General features: G+C 74.4%; 17 protein-coding genes. 4 read left to right on the top strand and 13 right to left on the bottom strand.

Translation table 11 applies throughout. The features are described 5' to 3' along the window. Positions 1 to 18 precede the first annotated feature (18 nt). From ACFWR9_RS29365 to ACFWR9_RS29345, 5 genes are all read right to left on the bottom strand, one after another. The gene (locus tag ACFWR9_RS29365; RefSeq protein WP_383847094.1) at positions 19 to 1617 is read right to left on the bottom strand and encodes an alpha/beta hydrolase; all 1599 of its coding nucleotides are present in this window, start codon (positions 1615 to 1617) and stop codon (positions 19 to 21) included. A 138-nt stretch (positions 1618 to 1755) separates the two neighbouring features. Then, positions 1756 to 2553, bottom strand: coding sequence for a TIGR04222 domain-containing membrane protein (locus ACFWR9_RS29360; protein WP_383847092.1), 798 nt, complete (start codon positions 2551 to 2553; stop codon positions 1756 to 1758). A 117-nt stretch (positions 2554 to 2670) separates the two neighbouring features. After that, complete coding sequence (locus ACFWR9_RS29355) at positions 2671 to 4017, bottom strand: DUF692 domain-containing protein (RefSeq protein WP_383847090.1); 1347 nt, start codon at positions 4015 to 4017, stop codon at positions 2671 to 2673. Positions 4018 to 4131: 114 nt separating this feature from the next. Beyond that, the gene (locus ACFWR9_RS29350) at positions 4132 to 4704 is read right to left on the bottom strand and encodes a GNAT family N-acetyltransferase (protein ID WP_383847088.1); all 573 of its coding nucleotides are present in this window, start codon (positions 4702 to 4704) and stop codon (positions 4132 to 4134) included. 12 nt (positions 4705 to 4716) lie between these two features. Further along, positions 4717 to 5514, bottom strand: a complete 798-nt coding sequence (locus ACFWR9_RS29345) for an alpha/beta fold hydrolase (protein WP_383847086.1) — start codon at positions 5512 to 5514, stop codon at positions 4717 to 4719. Between the two features lie 178 nt (positions 5515 to 5692). On the opposite strand from ACFWR9_RS29345, the gene ACFWR9_RS29340 reads away from it, so the two are divergent. Further along, positions 5693 to 6766 (top strand): ArsR/SmtB family transcription factor, encoded by a 1074-nt coding sequence (locus ACFWR9_RS29340; protein ID WP_383847084.1) that lies wholly within the window; start codon positions 5693 to 5695, stop codon positions 6764 to 6766. Further along, complete coding sequence (locus ACFWR9_RS29335) at positions 6763 to 7143, top strand: hypothetical protein (RefSeq protein ID WP_383847082.1); 381 nt, start codon at positions 6763 to 6765, stop codon at positions 7141 to 7143. Before ACFWR9_RS29340 ends, ACFWR9_RS29335 begins: the two co-directional genes overlap by 4 nt. On the opposite strand, the gene ACFWR9_RS29330 is transcribed toward ACFWR9_RS29335, so the two are convergent. Next, positions 7118 to 7864 (bottom strand): peptidyl-tRNA hydrolase, encoded by a 747-nt coding sequence (locus ACFWR9_RS29330; RefSeq protein WP_383847080.1) that lies wholly within the window; start codon positions 7862 to 7864, stop codon positions 7118 to 7120. The two genes, ACFWR9_RS29335 and ACFWR9_RS29330, sit on opposite strands and share 26 nt — an antisense overlap. A 43-nt stretch (positions 7865 to 7907) precedes the next feature. Here ACFWR9_RS29330 and ACFWR9_RS29325 point away from each other — a divergent pair, with 43 nt between their 5' ends. Together ACFWR9_RS29325 and ACFWR9_RS29320 are read left to right on the top strand one after the other, a co-directional pair. Further along, the gene (locus ACFWR9_RS29325; protein ID WP_383847079.1) at positions 7908 to 8762 is read left to right on the top strand and encodes an ATP-binding cassette domain-containing protein; all 855 of its coding nucleotides are present in this window, start codon (positions 7908 to 7910) and stop codon (positions 8760 to 8762) included. After that, the gene (locus tag ACFWR9_RS29320; protein WP_383847077.1) at positions 8759 to 9430 is read left to right on the top strand and encodes an ABC transporter; all 672 of its coding nucleotides are present in this window, start codon (positions 8759 to 8761) and stop codon (positions 9428 to 9430) included. Before ACFWR9_RS29325 ends, ACFWR9_RS29320 begins: the two co-directional genes overlap by 4 nt. Here the strand turns inward: ACFWR9_RS29320 and ACFWR9_RS29315 are convergent. The 7 genes from ACFWR9_RS29315 to ACFWR9_RS29285 all read right to left on the bottom strand — a co-directional run bounded on the left by ACFWR9_RS29315 (position 9422) and on the right by ACFWR9_RS29285 (position 16645). Beyond that, on the bottom strand, positions 9422 to 9619 hold the full coding sequence (locus tag ACFWR9_RS29315) for a hypothetical protein (protein ID WP_383847075.1): 198 nt from the start codon (positions 9617 to 9619) through the stop codon (positions 9422 to 9424). The genes ACFWR9_RS29320 and ACFWR9_RS29315 overlap by 9 nt on opposite strands. Before the next feature lie 18 nt (positions 9620 to 9637). Continuing rightward, a complete protein-coding gene (locus tag ACFWR9_RS29310) occupies positions 9638 to 10498 on the bottom strand; it encodes a polysaccharide deacetylase family protein (protein ID WP_383847073.1) in 861 nt (286 codons plus the stop codon). Positions 10499 to 10608: 110 nt separating this feature from the next. After that, positions 10609 to 12144 carry an FAD-dependent oxidoreductase gene (locus ACFWR9_RS29305; protein WP_383847072.1) on the bottom strand — a complete coding sequence of 512 codons (1536 nt, stop codon included), beginning with the start codon at positions 12142 to 12144 and terminating at the stop codon, positions 10609 to 10611. Between the two features lie 60 nt (positions 12145 to 12204). Continuing rightward, positions 12205 to 13587, bottom strand: a complete 1383-nt coding sequence (locus tag ACFWR9_RS29300) for a PhoX family protein (RefSeq protein WP_383847070.1) — start codon at positions 13585 to 13587, stop codon at positions 12205 to 12207. Positions 13588 to 13676: 89 nt separating this feature from the next. Further along, positions 13677 to 14453: a slipin family protein gene (locus ACFWR9_RS29295; protein ID WP_383847068.1), complete on the bottom strand. Its 777-nt coding sequence runs from the start codon at positions 14451 to 14453 to the stop codon at positions 13677 to 13679. A gap of 120 nt (positions 14454 to 14573) precedes the next feature. Continuing rightward, positions 14574 to 16055: a SulP family inorganic anion transporter gene (locus ACFWR9_RS29290; RefSeq protein ID WP_383847066.1), complete on the bottom strand. Its 1482-nt coding sequence runs from the start codon at positions 16053 to 16055 to the stop codon at positions 14574 to 14576. A gap of 8 nt (positions 16056 to 16063) precedes the next feature. Then, complete coding sequence (locus ACFWR9_RS29285; protein WP_383847064.1) at positions 16064 to 16645, bottom strand: carbonic anhydrase; 582 nt, start codon at positions 16643 to 16645, stop codon at positions 16064 to 16066. Positions 16646 to 16834: the final 189 nt, after the last annotated feature.

Here is a 16834-nt window from a genome sequence, read left to right as displayed (position 1 = left end):
GCCTGATCAGGGCGCCGGTCAGGCACCCGGCTCGGCCGCGGGCCTCGGCTGCGGCTCCGGGCGCGGTGCGCACGCCGCGTTCCGCGCCGGGAGCCGGCCCTCCAGCAGGTACGCCTCCAGGTGGCCGTTGACGCAGGCGTTCGGTCCCCCCGCGATGCCGTGCGTGCCCGCGTCCCGCTCGGTCACCAGCACCGAGCCCGACAGCCGCCGCCGCAGCTCCAGCGCGCCCTCGTAGGGAGTGGCCGCGTCCCGCTCGGCGGCCAGGATCAGCGTCGGCGGCAGTTCACCGGGCCCGGTGCGCACGTCGAGGGGGCGCTGCCGGGGCACCCGCCAGTAGGCGCAGGGCAGGTTGGTCCACACGTTGTCCCAGGTCTCGAAGGGCGCCCGGCGCGCCAGCCGCGTGTTGTCCCGGTCCCAGACCCCGAAGTCGGTCGGCCAGGCCGCGTCGTTGCACTCGACGGCCGTGTACACGGCGTTGGAGTTCTCCGCCCCGGTGGCGTCCTCCTCGGTCCGTGTCCCCGCCTGGTCGATCAGCGGCTGCGGATCGCCCTTCAGGTAGGCGGACAGCGCCTCGGCGCGATGCGGCCAGTAGTCGTCGTAGTACCCGGCCCGCAGGAACGCGCCCTGCAACTGCGCGGGCCCCACCGTCCCGCCGGCCGGCTCCGCCGCGAGCCGCGCGCTCGCCTCCTCGTAGCTGTTCTGCACCTGCCGCGGGGTGTCCCCAAGGCCGTACACGGCGTCGTGGCCGGCGATCCACTCCTTGAAGTCGTCCCAGCGATCCTCGAACGCCTCCGACTGTTCGAGGTTGTTGCGGTACCAGACCAGCGCGGGGTCCGGGTTCACCACGGAGTCGAACACCATCCGCCGCACGCGGGACGGGAACAGCTCGGCGTACAGCGCCCCGAGGTAGGTGCCGTACGACGTGCCCATGAACGTCAGCCGCTCCTCGCCCAGCGCGGCCCGCACCACCTCCAGGTCACGGGCGTTGTTGAGGGAGTGGTAGTGCCGCAGCGCCTCCCCGGCGCGTTCGGCGCAGCCCCGCGCGTACGCCTCGGCCTCGGCGGCGCGCTCCTTCTTGTACGCGTCCGTGGGCCGTGTCGGGGCCGGGCGCGGGCCCTTGAAGAAGTCGCCGGGGTCCTGGCAGGACAGCGGCGCGGAGGGCTCGACCCCGCGCGGCGCGTACCCGACGAGGTCGTAGGCGCCCGCGATCCGCCTCCACTCGGGCACCAGGCCGGCCATCGGGAAGTACAGGCCCGAGCCGCCCGGACCGCCCGGGTTGTAGAGGAGGGCGCCCTGGCCGGGCACCTTGCGCTTGGGGTTCCCCGGGTCCTTGTGGGTGGCCCGCACCCGGCTGACGGTGAGCCGGAGTTGCTTCCCGTCGGGGTGCGCGTAGTCCAGGGGCACACCGACCGTGCCGCAGCGCATGCTGCCCGGCAGCTCCTCCGCCTTCGGGCACCTGCCGAACTCGATGCCGGCCGCCGCCGCGCGCCCGGCGGCCACGGCGGTGCCGCGCGCCTCGGCGGAACCGTGGGCGGGCGGGGCCGCCTGGGCCGGCGCGGTGGCGAGGGTGGTCAGCAGCAAGGACCCGGCGGCCGAGTAGAGGGCGGCAGCTCGCATCGCGTATCCCTTCGGTGGCACGGGGGTGACACAAGGGATGTTGGGTTCGCCCGCCGGGCGGGGCAAGCACCGCCCGCGGGTGTCGGCGCCGAGTGCCTCCGTACGCCCCCGGCGCGTCGGCGTGTCGGCGGCGGCCGGTCAGATCCGGCGCCCGCGGTACCCCTCGATGTACGCCTCGCGGTGGGCGAAGGCCGCGCGCAGGTCCGGCTCGCCGATCGCGTGCACGCCGCGCACGGCGACGGAGGTGAGGTAGGTGCGCTCGTCGGCGGTGCCGTCGGCGTGCTGGACGAGGGTGCCGATCAGCCGCTGCCCGGCCGGGGAGGCCCAGCGGGAGTACGGGTGGATCTCCATCCGCGTGATGGCGAGGCAGCCCAGGGTCAGGGCGAGCGGCAGGGCGAACCACAGGGCGATCAGCGCGCGCGGCTCGTGCGCGGGAAGGGGCAGCGCCAGCGCGGCGACGGCCAGCGCGCCCACGGCCACCGCCGCGACCCGCACCCGCCGCACCCCGGCCGCGACATCGTCGGAGCCGCCGTCCGGTACGGCGAGACCGGCGCCGACCAGCCGGTCGGCCAGGCCCCGTATCGGGTCGGCCGTGGCGGCGGTGGCCCGGACCGGGGCTATCCGGGACTGCCCTTCGGGCCCTATCGCCCCTATGACCGACCGCTCCATGTCGTCGCGTCCGCACGGGTCCACGACCGTCGCCCAGCCGGTGTGCGCGAGCAGCAGCCGGCGCTGGCGCGCCATCGAGACCAGCGTCAGGTCGGCCACCCGCCGCGGGCCGCCGGACAGGAACGCCGCCTCGTACAGCGTCAGCGCGTGCTCCCGCGCGGGGGTGCGCGGGGCGACGGCCGCCGCGCGCACGGCGGCCAGGCACAGGCGCAGACACGCGAGGCCGGCGACGGCCCAGGCCGACAGGAGGAAAAGGACCCAGAACATGCCGTACTTCTATGCCAAAGGCTTTCGCCGGCGCCATGGCCTGTTCACATTTCGGGACGCAGTGTTGTGGGTATGTGACGTTCCGTTTGGTGATGTCCCGGACCGGCCGTGACCGGGTCAGCGACGCAGCAGGACCCGCCTGGTCGCACGCGCCCACCGCACCCCCGGCCGCCCCGACCGGGGCACCGGCCCCGAGCGCTCCAGCCACCACGCCCGCAACTCCCGCCGCACACCGGCGTCCTCCGCCGCGGGAGCCGCGTCCTCGCTCAGCAGCCGCTCGACGAAGTCGAGGGCGTCCCGCCGGTAGCCCCCGGCCATCGGACATCCCCGCGCGTAGGCGAGGAACGCCGGCCGGTACACCGGGCCGAGGATCACCGGCAGTTCGGGCGCCACCTTCGCGACCACGTCCGCCCGCTTCCCGGCGAGCGCCCGCGCCTGTACGCCCAGCCGCGCCCGGTCGAACCCCTCGGGCGCCGGCGCCCCCGCGACCAGCGCGGACAGCAGCGCGGCCTGCGCCAGACCGAGCCGCTGCCGGACGGCGTGGGCCGCCACGTTCGCCGCGTCCGCCTCGTGCGAGGCCGCTCGCGCCACGGACGCGTCCCGGTCGGCGGGCCCCCGGCTCTCCGGCCTTTCCGCCGCCCGCCCCCGCGCGACCGCGCCGCGGATCGCCGCCACCTCCGCCTCCAGCCCGCCCGCGCCGGGGAAGTTCTCGTCCCGCTCCAGCAGGACTCCCGGCGGTGCCACCCACGAGGCGAGGTCGGTGAGGATGTCGAGTACCGGCTGCGGGACGGGGTGGGCGTGGCTGTCGTGCCAGACGCCGTCCCGTTCGAAGCCGCCCGCGACGTGGACGTAGGCGAGGGCCTCCAGGGGCAGTTCGGCCAGCGCCTCGGCCGGGTCCGCCCCGATGTTGACGTGGTTGGTGTGCAGGTTCGCCACGTCGATCAGCAGCCGCACTCCCGTCCGGTCGGCCAGCTCGTACAGGAACTGCCCCTCCGTCAGCTCCTCGCCCGGCCAGGCGACGAGCGCGGCGATGTTCTCCACGGCGAGCGGCACGGGCAGCGCGTCCTGCGCGATGCGCACGTTCTCGCACAGCACGTCGAGCGCGTCGCGGGTGCGCGGCACGGGCAGCAGGTGCCCGGCCTCAAGGTGCGGGGAGGCGGTCAGCGCGCCGCCCGCGCGGACGAACGCGATGTGCTCGGTGACCAGCGGCGATCCGAGCGCCACCGCGCGGTCGGCCAGCGCCGCCAGCCGTCCCGCGTCCGGCCGTTCGGCGCCGCCGAGGCCGAGCGAGACGCCGTGCGGCACGACGGTCACCCCGCGCTCGCGCAGCCGCAGCAGCGATTCCGGCAGATGCCCGGGACAGAGGTTCTCGGACACGGCCTCGACCCAGTCGATGCCGGGCATCCGCTCCACGGTGTCCGCGATCTCCGGACGCCACCCGATGCCGGTCCCCAGTCGTCGCATGGTCGTGCCTCCCTCCCCGTCGGTATGACGGGGGTATGACCCGCCCGGCCCGCCGCCAACCGCGCGGGGGGCGTCTTCAGAGCAACATCTGAGGTTCGCGGCGGCCCCGGGCCCTCAGCGCAGGTCGAGCCGCATCAGTACGCGCGGGTGTCCGGCCAGCACGGAGGTGGTGTCGGCGGCGTGGACGAACCCGGCGCGCTCGAAGTTCCGCCGGATCCCGGCGTACGCCATGGTCAGGTCGACCCGGGCGTCCCCGTTGTCGAGCGGGTACGCCTCGATCGCCGGAGCGCCTTGGGAGCGGGCGAAGTCGACGGCCCCGGCGATCAGGGCGTGCGAGATCCCCTTCTTCCGGTGACCGGGCCGCACCCGGACGCACCACAAGGACCAGACCGGCAGGTCGTCGACGTGCGGGATCTTGCGGTTGCGTGCGAAGGAGGTGTCCGCGCGCGGCGCCACGGCGGCCCAGCCGACCGGCTCGTCACCGTCGTAGGCGAGCACCCCGGGAGGCGGGGCCGTCCGGCACAGCTCGGCGACGTAGGCGCCGCGGGCCGGGCCGCGCAGCTCGGTGTTGACCTTGGAGGGGACGCGGTAGCTCAGGCACCAGCACACGTTGGCCTGGGGCGACTTGGGGCCGAGCAGCGCGCGGACGTCCTCGAAGGCCGAGGCCGGGCGCACGTCGATGCTCATGCCACCACGATGTCACGCCGCACGGGCCGACGCCTCCCGCCCGGTGCCCAGGAACTCCTCCAGGAGCGGCACCAGCAGGGCCGTGCGCCGCATCAGCGTCATGTGGGTGGTGGCGGGCAGGACGGCGAGGCGCGCGTCGGGGATCAGGTCCCGCATCTCGGCGGCGTGTTCCACGCGCACGAAGTCGCGGTCGCCGACGACCAGCAGCGTGGGTGCCGTCAGCCCGCGCAGGTCGTCGGCGCTCCAGGGCAGCGGGCCGTGGGCGCCCTGCGAGCACTTGTCGAGGAAGTCCTGGAAGTGCTCGGGGTGCGGAGCGGCGGCCGCGTAGGCGTCGGCCATCTCCTGGAAGTCGGCCTCGCTGGGCAGCAGCGGTGAGTCGTAGTCGGGGGTGCGGACCTCCTCGCGGTAGCCGTCCTGGGTGTACTGCGTGGCGGCGAGCACGAGCCGTCCCACTCGCCCGGGGTGCCTGACGGCGACCTCCAGCGCGGTCAGCCCGCCCAGGCTGAACCCGAGCAGGTCGGCCCGCTCGATGCCGAGTGCGTCGAGCAGGGCGACCACGTCACCCGCCAGGTTCGGCACGGTGATGGCCCGCTCGATGTCGGCGGTGTGCCCGTGCCCCTGCAGCTCGGGGGCCACGATGTGCCGGCCCGAGGTGAGCGCGGGCAGCAGGGCGCCGAAGCTCAGCCCGACGGTGAGGCCACCGCCGTGCAGCAGGACCAGCGGACGCCGGGCGGTGTCCCCGCCGGTGCCGTGGATCTCGTAGTACATCTCCAGGCCGTCGACCTTGGCGTGGGCGGAACTGTTCGGCACGGTGATCACGTCCGTTCGGGGAGGTAACGCCTGCTGGGTAGACCGTCCCGCGTCGCGGAACTCATCGCACGCCCACCGCCGCGGACGGCGTTCAGCGGGTGTCAACCGTTTGCGTATGCGGGCGGTCCACGCTGGCCGTGGACGAGTTCGGCGTCCGTCGGGGGAACGGGGGAACACCTTGCTGCGGATCCACTTCACCGGACAGGACCTGGAGAACATCAGACTGGCGCGCGGCCCCGATCCGCTGTGGGAGATCGTGTGCAGCGTCTGCCGTCTCCAGACACGGGAGGGCGCGCTCGCCTTCGACCCGTGGCGGCGGCAGGTCAGGGCCCGGCTGCTGCGCGACGGCACGGCCCGGCGGGCCGCGCTGGCACTGCGCGGCCTGGTGCCGTTCGGCACGTACTTCCCGGACTTCCTCACCCCGCCCGTCGAAGGCCACGACGTGACCCTGCGGGACGGCGTCGAACGGGTGCTGGCGACCCCGCGCGGCCGGCTCCGGCACGAGCTGGCCCTGCTGGCCGCGTCGGGCGCGAGGCCGGTCCCGGGCGCGGCGGCACTGGCCCGGGGCGACGTGACGGCGCTCGGGGGGCTGGGCGGCGGCCTGCGCGCCTACGACGAGGCGTTGCTCGAACCGGTGCGCGACCGGATCGGGGCGGCCGTCGGCGCCGACCTCGCCTGGCGCACCCGCGCCCTGGTGACCGGCGGGACGGCCGCCCTGCTGGCCACCTTCCGGCCGATGGCGGTGTGGCGGCCACCGGTGCTCGAAGTGGACTACCCGGTCCGGCGCGAACTGCACCTGGAGGGGCGCGGGCTGCTGCTCGTGCCCTCGTACTTCTGCTGGCGGCGGCCGATCACCCTGGTCGACGTCTCCCAGCGGCCGGTGCTCGTCTACCCGGCGGACAAGACGGTCGTCCCGGCGCCGGTCACCGAGTTCGCTGCGCTCACCGCCCTGGTGGGCCCCACCCGGGCCGCGCTGCTCCACGAGGCGGCCGGGCGCGCGTGCGGGACGACGTCCGAACTGGCGGCGGCGGTCGGCATCTCGCTGCCCAGCGGCAGCCAGCAGCTGGCGGTGCTGCGGGAGGCGGGACTGCTCACGACGCGCCGGACCGGCAAGTACGTCCTGCACTCGGTGACCGCGCTGGGCCTGCGGCTGCTCGGCGACGATTTGGCTGGGCCCGAACAGTGGTGCGCGAACGGCGCCCTCGCCAGGAACCTGCCGGTGCAGGAAACCGCAACGGAGGGAATCCCATGAAGCTCTTCCATCGCGCACTCGCCGGCGGCGCCGCGTCCGTCGCCCTCACGGCCGGACTGCTGGGCGCCGGCACGGGGGCGGCGTCCGCGGCACCGGCCGCGGACTCCCAGTTCGGATGCCCGGTCGGGGCCGTGTGCATCTACCCGCAGGGCGAGTACTGGAAGGACAGCAAGCCGACCGACTTCTACTACTCCCGGGGGGTGCACAAGCTCTACAACCAGTACGGGAAGCACTGGGTCTACAACAACCAGACCGACGGCTGGACGGTCCGGCTGTGCACCGGCGGCAACGGCACGGGCTGCGGCGACCGCATTCCGATGAACTGGGCCTGGAACAGGGACCTCACGCCCATCAATTCGATTCTGATCGAGCCGTAGCACGGGGCAGCGCCGGGTGGTCCGCGACCACCGTGCACGAGCCCGGCGCGATCTCCGTGAACCCGGCGTCGCGGACCACCGGCAGGCCACTCGTGGTCAGGCCGCTCCAGCGGGCGGGATCCGGCGTGCGCACGGCCAGGGGGTAGCCCGCCGCACGCCACGCCGCCCGCGCCCCGGCGTCCAGCTCCCACCAGGCGAGCTGGGCGCCGTGGCCGGCCTGGGCCATCGCCTTGCCCGCCGACATGTCCAGGTCCGGGTTCATCCAGAGCACCGGCACGGAGAGGCCGGCCTCGGCCGGCGGCTCCGGGTCGTCGAGATCGGTGCCGGAGACCTGGAGACGGGCCAGGTCCTTCGGCCAGCCGTCCAGCGGGACCGGCGGGAAGACCCGGACCTCGGCCGACCCGCCGCCGACCGTGATGCCGGGCAGGGCCTCGGCCCGCCGCCACTCGGCGCCGCGCGCCCGGCGCACCACCTTGCGGATGCGCGCGTCCTGCCAGTCCCGCACCGCCTGCGCCCACTCACCGTCGCCGGCCGACCGCTCGTCGCCGAGCATCACCAGCACCGCCCGGGCCGCGGTCTCCAGCGCGTCGGTACGGGCCGGCGGTGCCGCCCGCTCGATGCGCACCACCAGCGGCAGGACGAACTGCGGCGCGAGGTCGCGGTCGCCGGGTTCGGGGCGGAAGGGGCTGTCGGGGACGGGCGTCGTCGCTTCGTTGCTCACGCCCCCAGTCTGCCAACCCGCGCGCCCGCGACAGGATGGCCCCATGCGACACGAGCTACGGCTGGACGGCGTGGGGCGCCGCTACGGCATCCGCGGCCCCTGGGTGCTGCGCGGCGTCGATCTGGGCGTGCCGCCCGGCACCGTCGTGCGCGTCGAGGGCGGCAACGGCAGCGGCAAGTCGACCCTGCTGCGCGTACTCGCCGGAATCGACGCCCCCGACGAGGGCCGGGTCGGCGGTCGTCCGCGCACCGCCTACGTCCCCGAGCGCTTCCCGCCCGCCCTGCCCTTCACCGCCGCGCAGTACCTCGCCCATCTCGGCGCCGTGCACGGGCTGTCCCGCCGGGCGGCCGCCCGTGCCGCGGGGCGGTGGCTGGAGCGGCTGGGGGCCGCCGGGTACGCCGGCACACCGCTGGCCCGGCTGTCCAAGGGGAGCAGCCAGAAGGTGGCGGTGGCGCAGGCCCTGCTCGCCGAGCCGGAGCTGCTCGTCCTCGACGAGGCCTGGACCGGGCTCGACGCCGACGCCCGGGCCGAGCTGGAACGGGCGGTCGCCGAGCTGACCGCCTCCGGCGGCGCCGTCGTCCTCGTCGACCACGACCCGCGCCGCCTGGCCGGCGCGGCCGACGCCACCTATACCGTGCGCGACGGCACCCTGCACCGCCGTACCGCGGACGCCCCGGTCCCGGCCGGGCCGCGGGTGGCCGTCCGGGTGCGGGGAGCGGCCGGGCGCGCGCTGCCCGCCGGCGTGCTCCGGACCGTCGCCTCGGCCGAGGAGACCGCCCCCGGCGCCCATCTGCTCACCGTGCCCGCGTCCCACTCCGACGTCCTGCTGCGCACGCTGCTGACCGCCGACCCGTCCTGGCACGTGGTGAGCGTGCACGCCCCGGAGGCCCACCGATGACCGCGCTCCTGCGCTACCAGGCCGCACTCCTGCTGCGCTCCCGGCGCTGGCTGCCGCCCCTCATCCTGTACGCCGCCGCCCTCGGCATCGGCGTACAGGGCGGGCAGCCGGTGCTCGACTCGCTGGGCTGGGCGGCGGCCGTGCTGCTGCCGGTGACGGCCTGGCTGGTGCGGATCTGCGTCACCGGCGAGCCGCCCGCCGCCCGGGCCTGTCTGTCGGCGGCGCGCGGTCCCGGACCGGCCCACCTGGCGTGCGTGCTGGTGGCACTGGCCGCCGCGGTCGTCCTGGGCGCGGCGGCGGTGCTCGTGGTGACGCTGGTCAGCGACCCCTACAGCACCGGCCACGGCACGCGCGTACCCCCGCTCGCGGCGGGCGGTGCCGGACTGCTCGCCGCGCTGGTGTGCGCCCTGCTCGGTACCGCCGTCGGCGCGCTCACCGCCTGGCCGGTGCTGCGCTCGCCCGGCCGCGCGGTCCCGGCGCTGCTGCTCGGGGCCCTGCTGGCGCTGGTGGTGACGGGCTCCCCCGCGCGGGCGGCGGTCGGCGGCCTGGTCACCGGCTCGCGGTCCGGGGACGTACCGCTGCCCCTGCTCCCGCTGGCCGCGGCGTCGTTGACGGCCGCCGCGGCGATCGCCGTGGCCTGTGTGCTCAGCGCGCGCCGGTCAGCCTGAGCAGGCCGTGCGCTGCGCCTCCTGCCACTCGCAGACGGGGCAGTAGGTGATGCCCTTGTACGACTCCGGGTACTCCGTCGGTTCCCGGCACTGCACACACTCCGCATACGGCGGGCCGTCGGCCTTGGGCGGCCTGGTCGCGTCGATGAGGCAGTAGTCGTTGGGACCCTGGTCGTCGTCGCTGTTCATCTCTCCAGCGTAGGCCCGTCAGCCGCGGCCGTTCGCGGTGCCGATCAGCTCCGAGACCTTCACGAAGCGGTAGCCCCGGTCGCGCAGTTCGGGCACGATCGTCCGCACCACCCGCTCGGTCACCGGGGCGGCGCTGCGCGTGCAGTGCATGACGACCACCGACCCCGGTTTCACCCCGTCCAGCACCTGCCGGGCCACCGCGTCGGCGTCGGTCGCGAAGGCGTCCCCGCTCACCACGTCCCACTGCACGGTGGTGACGCCGGCGGCGGTCAGCTCCTTGAGGGCCGCCTCGTCGTAGCAGCCGCCGGGAAAGCGGAAGTAGGGCATCGCGTCCCGGACCCCGGCCTTCCGGAACGCCGTGTACGCCCGCTCCAGGTCCGAGCGCATCCGGTCCCGGGACACGGTCGGCAGTCCGTAGCAGTCGTCGGTGTAGGCGTAGTGGCTGTAGGAGTGGTTGGCGATCTCGAACCGCGGGTCCCGGCCGATGGACCGGGCCGCGTCCGGGTACTCCTCGGCCCACCGGCCGGTCATGAACACCGTGGCCGGCACCTTCAGCCGCCGCAGTGTCGCGATCAGCCCGGGATTGTCGAAGCGTTCGCCCGAGGCCGCCCTGGGTCCCTGGTCCGCGGTCATGTCGGCGTCGAAGGTGAGCGCGACCGTCTTGCCGGCGGTGCGCGGGCCGTGTTCGAAGACGGGGGTCAGACCGGCCGGGCCGGGCGCGAGGGTCGGGGGCCGGGAGGGTTTCGACGGCGTGGCGGAGGGCGCGCTGGGCGCCGGACGGGGCGTCTGCGGGGCCTCGCTGGTCGCGCAGGCGGCGAGGGCGGCGCCCAAGGCGCACAGGGCGGTGGCGCGTCGTACGCGTCGCACGAGAGTGATCACCGTACGAACGTATGAGTGTGTTATTCGGTTTGTACGACTATGAGGCGTGACGTGCCCCGAGGGTCACCCTCCCGGGCCAGAAGGGCCGGGCGACGGCCGGGCGGGCGCGGTCAGATGTCCCGCCGCTCCAGCGGCTTGGTCGCCGGGCCCTCGATCACCTTGCCGTCCGTGTCGAAGCGGGAACCGTGGCAGGGGCATTCCCAGGCGCGTTCGGCCGCGTTGAAGGCGACCAGACAGCCGAGGTGCGTGCAGCGCGGCGAGACGGCGTGCAGCGCGCCCGCCTCGTCCCGGTAGACCGCGAGCCGGTCGCCGCCCGCCCTCACCACCGCGCCCTCGCCCGGCGGCAGCGCGTCCACCGGCGGCACGGGCCGCAGCCGGTCCCCGACGAAGTGGCCGGCCACCTCGGCCTGCGCCCTGAGCAGCGCCGGCGCCTCGCGCACCGCCGTGCGCAGCCGGCGCGGGTCGTAAAGACCGGCCCACGCGCACTCCTCGCCGGTGATCCACGCGGTGAGCAGCCGGCCCGCCATCATGCCGCCGCTCAGCCCCCAGCCGCCGAAGCCGGTGGCGACGTACGTGTGCTGTGCGCCGGGGTGCAGCGGTCCCACCAGCGGCACGGTGTCGGAGGGGTCGATGTCCTGGGTGGCCCAGGAGTGGGTGAGGTCGACGCCGGGAAAGTGCTCGCCGGCCCACGCGGACAGACGCGCGAAGCGTTCCCGGGTGTCGCCCGTGCCGGGCGTGAAGTGCTCGCCGGTGACGACGAGCAGCCGGCGCCCCGGGTCGTCGCCGGCGCCGTCCAGCGGTGCCGTACGGACCGAGCGGGTGTTGTCCTCCGGCGTGATGTACATGCCGTCGACGTCGCGGTCCGCCTCGACGCTCCCGGCGACGACCAGCTCGCGGCGCGGGGAGAGGCGGGCGAAGAGCAGCGCCCGGTCGAAGACCGGGTAGTGCGTGGCGACCACGACGTCCCGGGCGGTGACGGTCGCCCCCGTGCCGGTCGACACGCGGCACGGTGTGCCCCCGTCCAGACCGTGCACGGGGGTGTCCTCGAAGATCAGTCCGCCCTGTGCCTCCAGGTCCTCGGCGAGGGCCAGCAGGTACTTGCGGGGATGGAACTGGGCCTGCCCGGTCACCCGGACCGCGCCCGCGACCGGGAACGGCAGCCCCGTCTCCGTCACGAACGACGCCGGCAGCCCCGCCTCCCGCGCAGCGACCGCCTCGGCCCGCAGCTCGTCCACCCGGCCCGGGTCGCGGACGTACGTGTAGGCGTCGCGGGTCTCCCAGTCGCAGTCGATGCCCAGGTCCGCCACGATGCCGGCGGCGCGCTCGATGGCCTCGGACTGCGAGCGGGCGTACAGGCGGGCGCCCTCGGGGCCGCGGGTACGGCGCAGCCTGTCGTAGACCAGCGTGTGCAGGGCGGTCAGCTTCGCGCTGGTGTGCCCGGTGACGCCGGCGGCGACCCGCCCGGCCTCCAGCACCGCCACCCGGCGCCCGGCCCGCGCCAGCTCCCAGGCCGCGCTGAGGCCGGCGACCCCGGCGCCGATCACGACGACGTCGACTTCGAGGTCCTCCGTGAGGGCGGGGCGCGGCGCACCACCCGGGGCCGTCTGAAGCCAGTACGAGGCGTTGACCCGCACGTTCTCCGTCATGCGGGCCGAGTACCCCGATGCCGCGGCTTCACGGGCCGCCGGGCGGCGCGCCCCGGTCCGCTACCTGCGCCATGGACCCGTGACCGCGAAGGTGGTGCCGGGTGTGTAGCAGTTGACGTACATCGTGTCGCCGTCGGGGGAGAAGGTGACCCCGGCGAACTCGCCCCACTCCGGTTCGTCCGGCGTCCCGATGTTCTGGGCGCCGCGGGCCATCGCGTAGACCTCGCCGCGCCGGGTCACGCCGTAGACGTGCTGGGCGCCGCTGCCGTCCTCGCAGACCATGAGGCCGCCGCTGGGGGCCAGGCAGATGTTGTCCGGGGACTCGCCCGGCAGCTGGACGTCCGTGTCCGGGCCGAAGACGATCACGAGGGTCAGGCGGCGCCGTTCGGGGTCGTAGCGCCAGATCTGCCCGTAGTGGTCGGCGGCCGAGCCCTCGTCGCTGTGGGCGAAGGACGACACGAAGTACACGCTCCGCCCGCCCCAGTAGCAGCCCTCCAGCTTCTGCGCGTGGGTGATGCCGCCCCGGCCGAAGTCCTGGAAGCGGATGGGCGTCTCGGCGGCCAGCGGGTCGGGTACGTCCACCCACTCGATGCCGTCGAAGCAGGCGCCCGTCTCCTGGATCGAGGACAGGTCGGGCACGCCGGGCACGCGCATCGCCTGCAGCCTGCCGCCGGCCCGCAGCGAACCCCGGCCGCCGAGCGGCTTCTCGGGCAGGAACCGGTAGAACAGCCCGAACGGCCGCTCGAACGCGTCCTCCGTCTCGTACACGACACCGCGCCGCGGGTCCACGGCGATCGCCTCGTGCTGGAAGCGGCCCATCGCGGTCAGCGGCACCGCGCCGGTGCGGTGCGGGTCGACCGGGTCGACCTCGAAGATGAAGCCGTGGTCCTTGGTGTAGCCGTTGGTACCGGCCTTGTCCTCGGTCTCCTCGCAGGTCAGCCAGGTGTGCCAGGGTGTGGGCCCGCCCGCGCAGTTGACGGCCGTACCGGCGATCGCGACCCGCTCGGACAGCACGCGGTTGCGGGAGTCCAGCGTCAGCGCCGTACAGCCGCCCTTGCCCTCGGGGTCGTAGGTCAGGCCCTTGACCGTGGGGACCGGGACCCGGCCGTCCTCGCGGTTCTCGTGGTTGCGGACCAGGTGGACTCCGCCGTGCCGGCCCGGAAAGGCGGACATGCCGTCGTGGTTGGAGGGCACCGGGCCCTCGCCGGAGCGCAGCCGGTCGCCCTCGCGGGACAGCACCCGGTAGCGAAATCCCCTGGGCAGGTCGAGCAGGCCGTCGGGGTCGGGCACCAGGGGGCCGTAGCCGGTGTGGCCCAGGGACTGCGCCGCGGCGGTGCCGGCGAAGAGTTCGGAGAGGGCTCCGGTGAAGGCGATGCCTGCGCCCAGGGCTCCCGTGCGGGCGAGCACCTGGCGTCGGGTCGCCTCGTGGCTGGACATGGACATGGGGGAAACCTTCCTGCTGGCGGACAGGATTGTGACCAGCCGTGTCTATCACCTGCCAGGAGTCCCGGGAACCACGCGCGTAGAACGTGTCACTGCTCCACAGGGCGCCCCTGGGCCTTCTCCAGGAACCGCAGCAGCTCCACCGGGAAGGGCAGCACCAGGGTCGAGTTCTTCTCGGCGGCCACCGCCACGACCGTCTGCAGCAGGCGCAGTTGCAGCGCCGCGGGCGTCTCGGACATCTCCCGCGCCGCCTCCGCGAGCACCTTCGATGCCTGCAGCTCGGCGTCGGCGTTGATGATCCGGGCGCGGCGTTCCCGGTCGGCCTCGGCCTGCCGGGCCATCGAGCGCTTCATGGTGTCCGGCAGGGAGACGTCCTTGATCTCCACCCGGTCGACCTGCACGCCCCACCCCACGGCCGGGCTGTCGATCATCAGCTCCAGGCCCTGGTTCAGCTTCTCCCGGTTGGACAGCAGGTCGTCCAGTTCGCTCTTGCCGATGATCGAGCGCAGGGAGGTCTGGGCCATCTGGGAGACGGCGAAGCGGTAGTCCTCGACACGGACCAGCGCGTTGGCCGCGTCGATCACCTTGAAGTACACGACCGCGTCCACCCGCACGGTGACGTTGTCGCGGGTGATGCCCTCCTGGGCGGGCACCGGCATGGTGACGATCTGCATGTTCACCTTGTGCAGCCGGTCCACGCCCGGCACCACCATCGTGAACCCGGGTCCGCGCACCTCGCCCGCGAGCCGCCCGAGACGGAAGACCACCCCCCGCTCGTACTGCTTGACGACCCGCGCGGCCGAGGCGACGTACACCACCCCGGCGCTGCCGACGGCCGCGGCCGCGGTCAGGAGCTCCTCGAGCATGACGGCCTCCTCGCCCAGAGGTCCGGTTCATCTGCTCCTGCCACGATATTCCCGACGCCCGGTCCAGGGCCATGGCCCCGGACCGGGCGTCCGCGCGGAGGTGCGGCTACGGGTGTGCCGCTAGACCGAGACCGCCTTCGGCGGTTCCGTGACCTTCACCGGGTCCGTGCCGGTGGCGCTGTGCCGTTCGGCCCAGTTCTCCAGGGCCGTGCGGCAGGCGTGGTCCAGGTGGTGCAGGCCGGACAGGTCCAGCTCGACCGGGCGGTCCTGCGGCAGCGACTCCAGGCTCTCCAGGATCTTCGGCAGCCGCAGGAAGGTCGCGTTGCCCGACAGATGGGCCTGGACGGGTCCCGCGCCCTTGTCGACGATCTCCAGCTTGAGGTGCGACGCCTCCCAGGCGGTCTTGGCCACGGACAGGGCCAGACCGATCAGCACGCCCTCGAACATGTTCACCGCGACGATCGACACGGCCGTGACCACCAGGATCAGCGCCTCGCCCCGGTGCTCCCGCCACAGCGGCACGATGCCGCGGAACGGGATCAGCTTCCAGCCCGCGTGGACCAGGATGCCGGCCAGCGCGGGCAGCGGGATCAGGGCCAGCGCGGACGGCAGCAGCGCGGCGAACAGCAGCAGCCACACGCCGTGCAGCACCCGGGACGCCTTGGTCTTCGCGCCCGCGCTCACGTTGGCGGAGCTGCGCACGATGACCGCCGTCATCGGCAGCGCGCCGAGCACACCGCACACCGTGTTGCCGGCGCCCTGCGCCATCAGCTCCTTGTTGTACTGGGTGCGCGGCCCGTTGTGCAGCCGGTCCACCGCGGCGGCGCTGAACAGGCTCTCCGCCGACGCGATCAGGGTGAAGGCGACGATGGTGCCGATGATCCCGACGTTCGCCAGCTCGCCGAAGGCGTCGGCGCCGGGCGGCTGGATGGAGTCCAGCAGGCCGTTGACCTCGACCGTCGCGACCGACAGGCCGAACACCGCCGTGACCGACGTGGCCAGGACGACCGCGGCCAGCGCGCCCGGCAGGGTCTGCGCCCGCTTCGGCAGCCGCCTCCACAGCACCATGACAGCGACGGTGCCGGCGCCCAGGGCGAGCGAGGTGAGCGCCTCGGTGCTGCCCAGCGCGTCGGCGGCGGCCCCGGGCAGCCCGGTGAGCTTGTCCAGGCCGGAGGCGGGTGCCTCCAGTCCGGCGGCCGCGTAGAGCTGGCCGGCGATGAGCACCAGGCCGATGCCGGCCAGCATGCCCTCGACGACCGACAGGGAGATCGCCCGGAACCAGCGCCCCAGCTTCAGGGCGCCCATCGCGAGCTGGATGAGACCGGAGGCCAGCACGATCACACCGAGCGCGGGCAGGCCGTACTGGTCGACCGCGCCGAAGACCAGCACGGTGAGGCCGGCGGCCGGGCCGGACACCTGGAGGCTGCTGCCCGGCAGGAATCCGGTGATCAGGCCGCCCACGATGCCGGTGACGAGGCCGAGTTCGGCCGGGACACCGGAGGCGACGGCGACGCCCACGCACAGCGGGAGCGCGACCAGGAACACGACGAGCGAGGAGGTGACGTCCTGCCGCCAGTGCGGGAACTTGGCTATCGGGTTCATGCCGGCGCTCACAGGGTCTCGAACGCGTCGGTGTCCGCGCGGTGTTGGCGTACGGCCCCGGTGTGGACCTCGTAGTACCAGCCGTGCAGCCGCAGCCGGCCCTCCGTCAGGCGCCGTTCCACGCACGGGTAGGAGCGCAGCCGCTGCAGTTGCGCCAGGACGTGGTTCTGCACGGCTTCGGCGACGGTCGGGTCGGTGGGGTCGCAGGGCTTCGGCTCGTCGGCGGCGTACGCCAGCCAGTCGCGCACGGCGGGTACGGCGGTCAGGTCGTCGCCGCGCACCAGCGCGCCGACGGCGCCGCAGTGCGAGTGGCCGCAGACGACGATGTCGCCGACGCCGAGCACCTCCACGGCGTACTCGATGGTGGCGGCCTCGCCGGAGGGGTGGCCGGTGCCGTGCGCCGGGACGATGTTGCCCGCGGTGCGCAGCTCGAAGAGCTCGCCGGGCCGGGCGCCCGTGATCAGGGCCGGGACGACGCGGGAGTCGGAGCAGGTGATGAACAGTACTTCGGGCGACTGGCCTTCGGCGTGCCCGGCGAACTCCTCAGGGCGCTGTCCGAACGTACGGGCGTTGTCGATGAGGGGTTGCATGATGCGGTTTCCTCCTGGCGCGCAGTGGGGGCGCGTCGGACGGGCAGGACAGGGGTGGGGGACGGGCCGGCCGTCCCTCAGCAGCGGAAGACCTGAAGTGCCGCCGGGGAGTGGTCCGTCGAGGTTCTGGACCGGTGGTCGGCCGGCCGGCCGGACGCGGCCCCCGAGGGGGGGGGCGCCCGCGCGGGC

Origin of the sequence: Streptomyces sp. NPDC058534 (assembly GCF_042717365.1) — a bacterium.
Taxonomy (GTDB): Bacteria; Actinomycetota; Actinomycetes; order Streptomycetales; family Streptomycetaceae; genus Streptomyces.
This window is presented reverse-complemented; position numbering and strand designations above follow the sequence as displayed.

Bases quoted from the DNA above. Each gene is read 5' to 3' on its own strand.
- ACFWR9_RS29365 (WP_383847094.1), bottom strand. From the start codon at position 1,617: ATGCGAGCTGCCGCCCTCTACTCGGCCGCCGGGTCCTTGCTGCTGACC.
- ACFWR9_RS29360 (WP_383847092.1), bottom strand. From the start codon at position 2,553: ATGTTCTGGGTCCTTTTCCTCCTGTCGGCCTGGGCCGTCGCCGGCCTC.
- ACFWR9_RS29355 (WP_383847090.1), bottom strand. From the start codon at position 4,017: ATGCGACGACTGGGGACCGGCATCGGGTGGCGTCCGGAGATCGCGGAC.
- ACFWR9_RS29350 (WP_383847088.1), bottom strand. From the start codon at position 4,704: ATGAGCATCGACGTGCGCCCGGCCTCGGCCTTCGAGGACGTCCGCGCG.
- ACFWR9_RS29335 (WP_383847082.1), top strand. From the start codon at position 6,763: ATGAAGCTCTTCCATCGCGCACTCGCCGGCGGCGCCGCGTCCGTCGCC.
- ACFWR9_RS29325 (WP_383847079.1), top strand. From the start codon at position 7,908: ATGCGACACGAGCTACGGCTGGACGGCGTGGGGCGCCGCTACGGCATC.
- ACFWR9_RS29320 (WP_383847077.1), top strand. From the start codon at position 8,759: ATGACCGCGCTCCTGCGCTACCAGGCCGCACTCCTGCTGCGCTCCCGG.
- ACFWR9_RS29315 (WP_383847075.1), bottom strand. From the start codon at position 9,619: ATGAACAGCGACGACGACCAGGGTCCCAACGACTACTGCCTCATCGAC.
- ACFWR9_RS29305 (WP_383847072.1), bottom strand. From the start codon at position 12,144: ATGACGGAGAACGTGCGGGTCAACGCCTCGTACTGGCTTCAGACGGCC.
- ACFWR9_RS29300 (WP_383847070.1), bottom strand. From the start codon at position 13,587: ATGTCCATGTCCAGCCACGAGGCGACCCGACGCCAGGTGCTCGCCCGC.
- ACFWR9_RS29295 (WP_383847068.1), bottom strand. From the start codon at position 14,453: ATGCTCGAGGAGCTCCTGACCGCGGCCGCGGCCGTCGGCAGCGCCGGG.
- ACFWR9_RS29290 (WP_383847066.1), bottom strand. From the start codon at position 16,055: ATGAACCCGATAGCCAAGTTCCCGCACTGGCGGCAGGACGTCACCTCC.
- ACFWR9_RS29285 (WP_383847064.1), bottom strand. From the start codon at position 16,645: ATGCAACCCCTCATCGACAACGCCCGTACGTTCGGACAGCGCCCTGAG.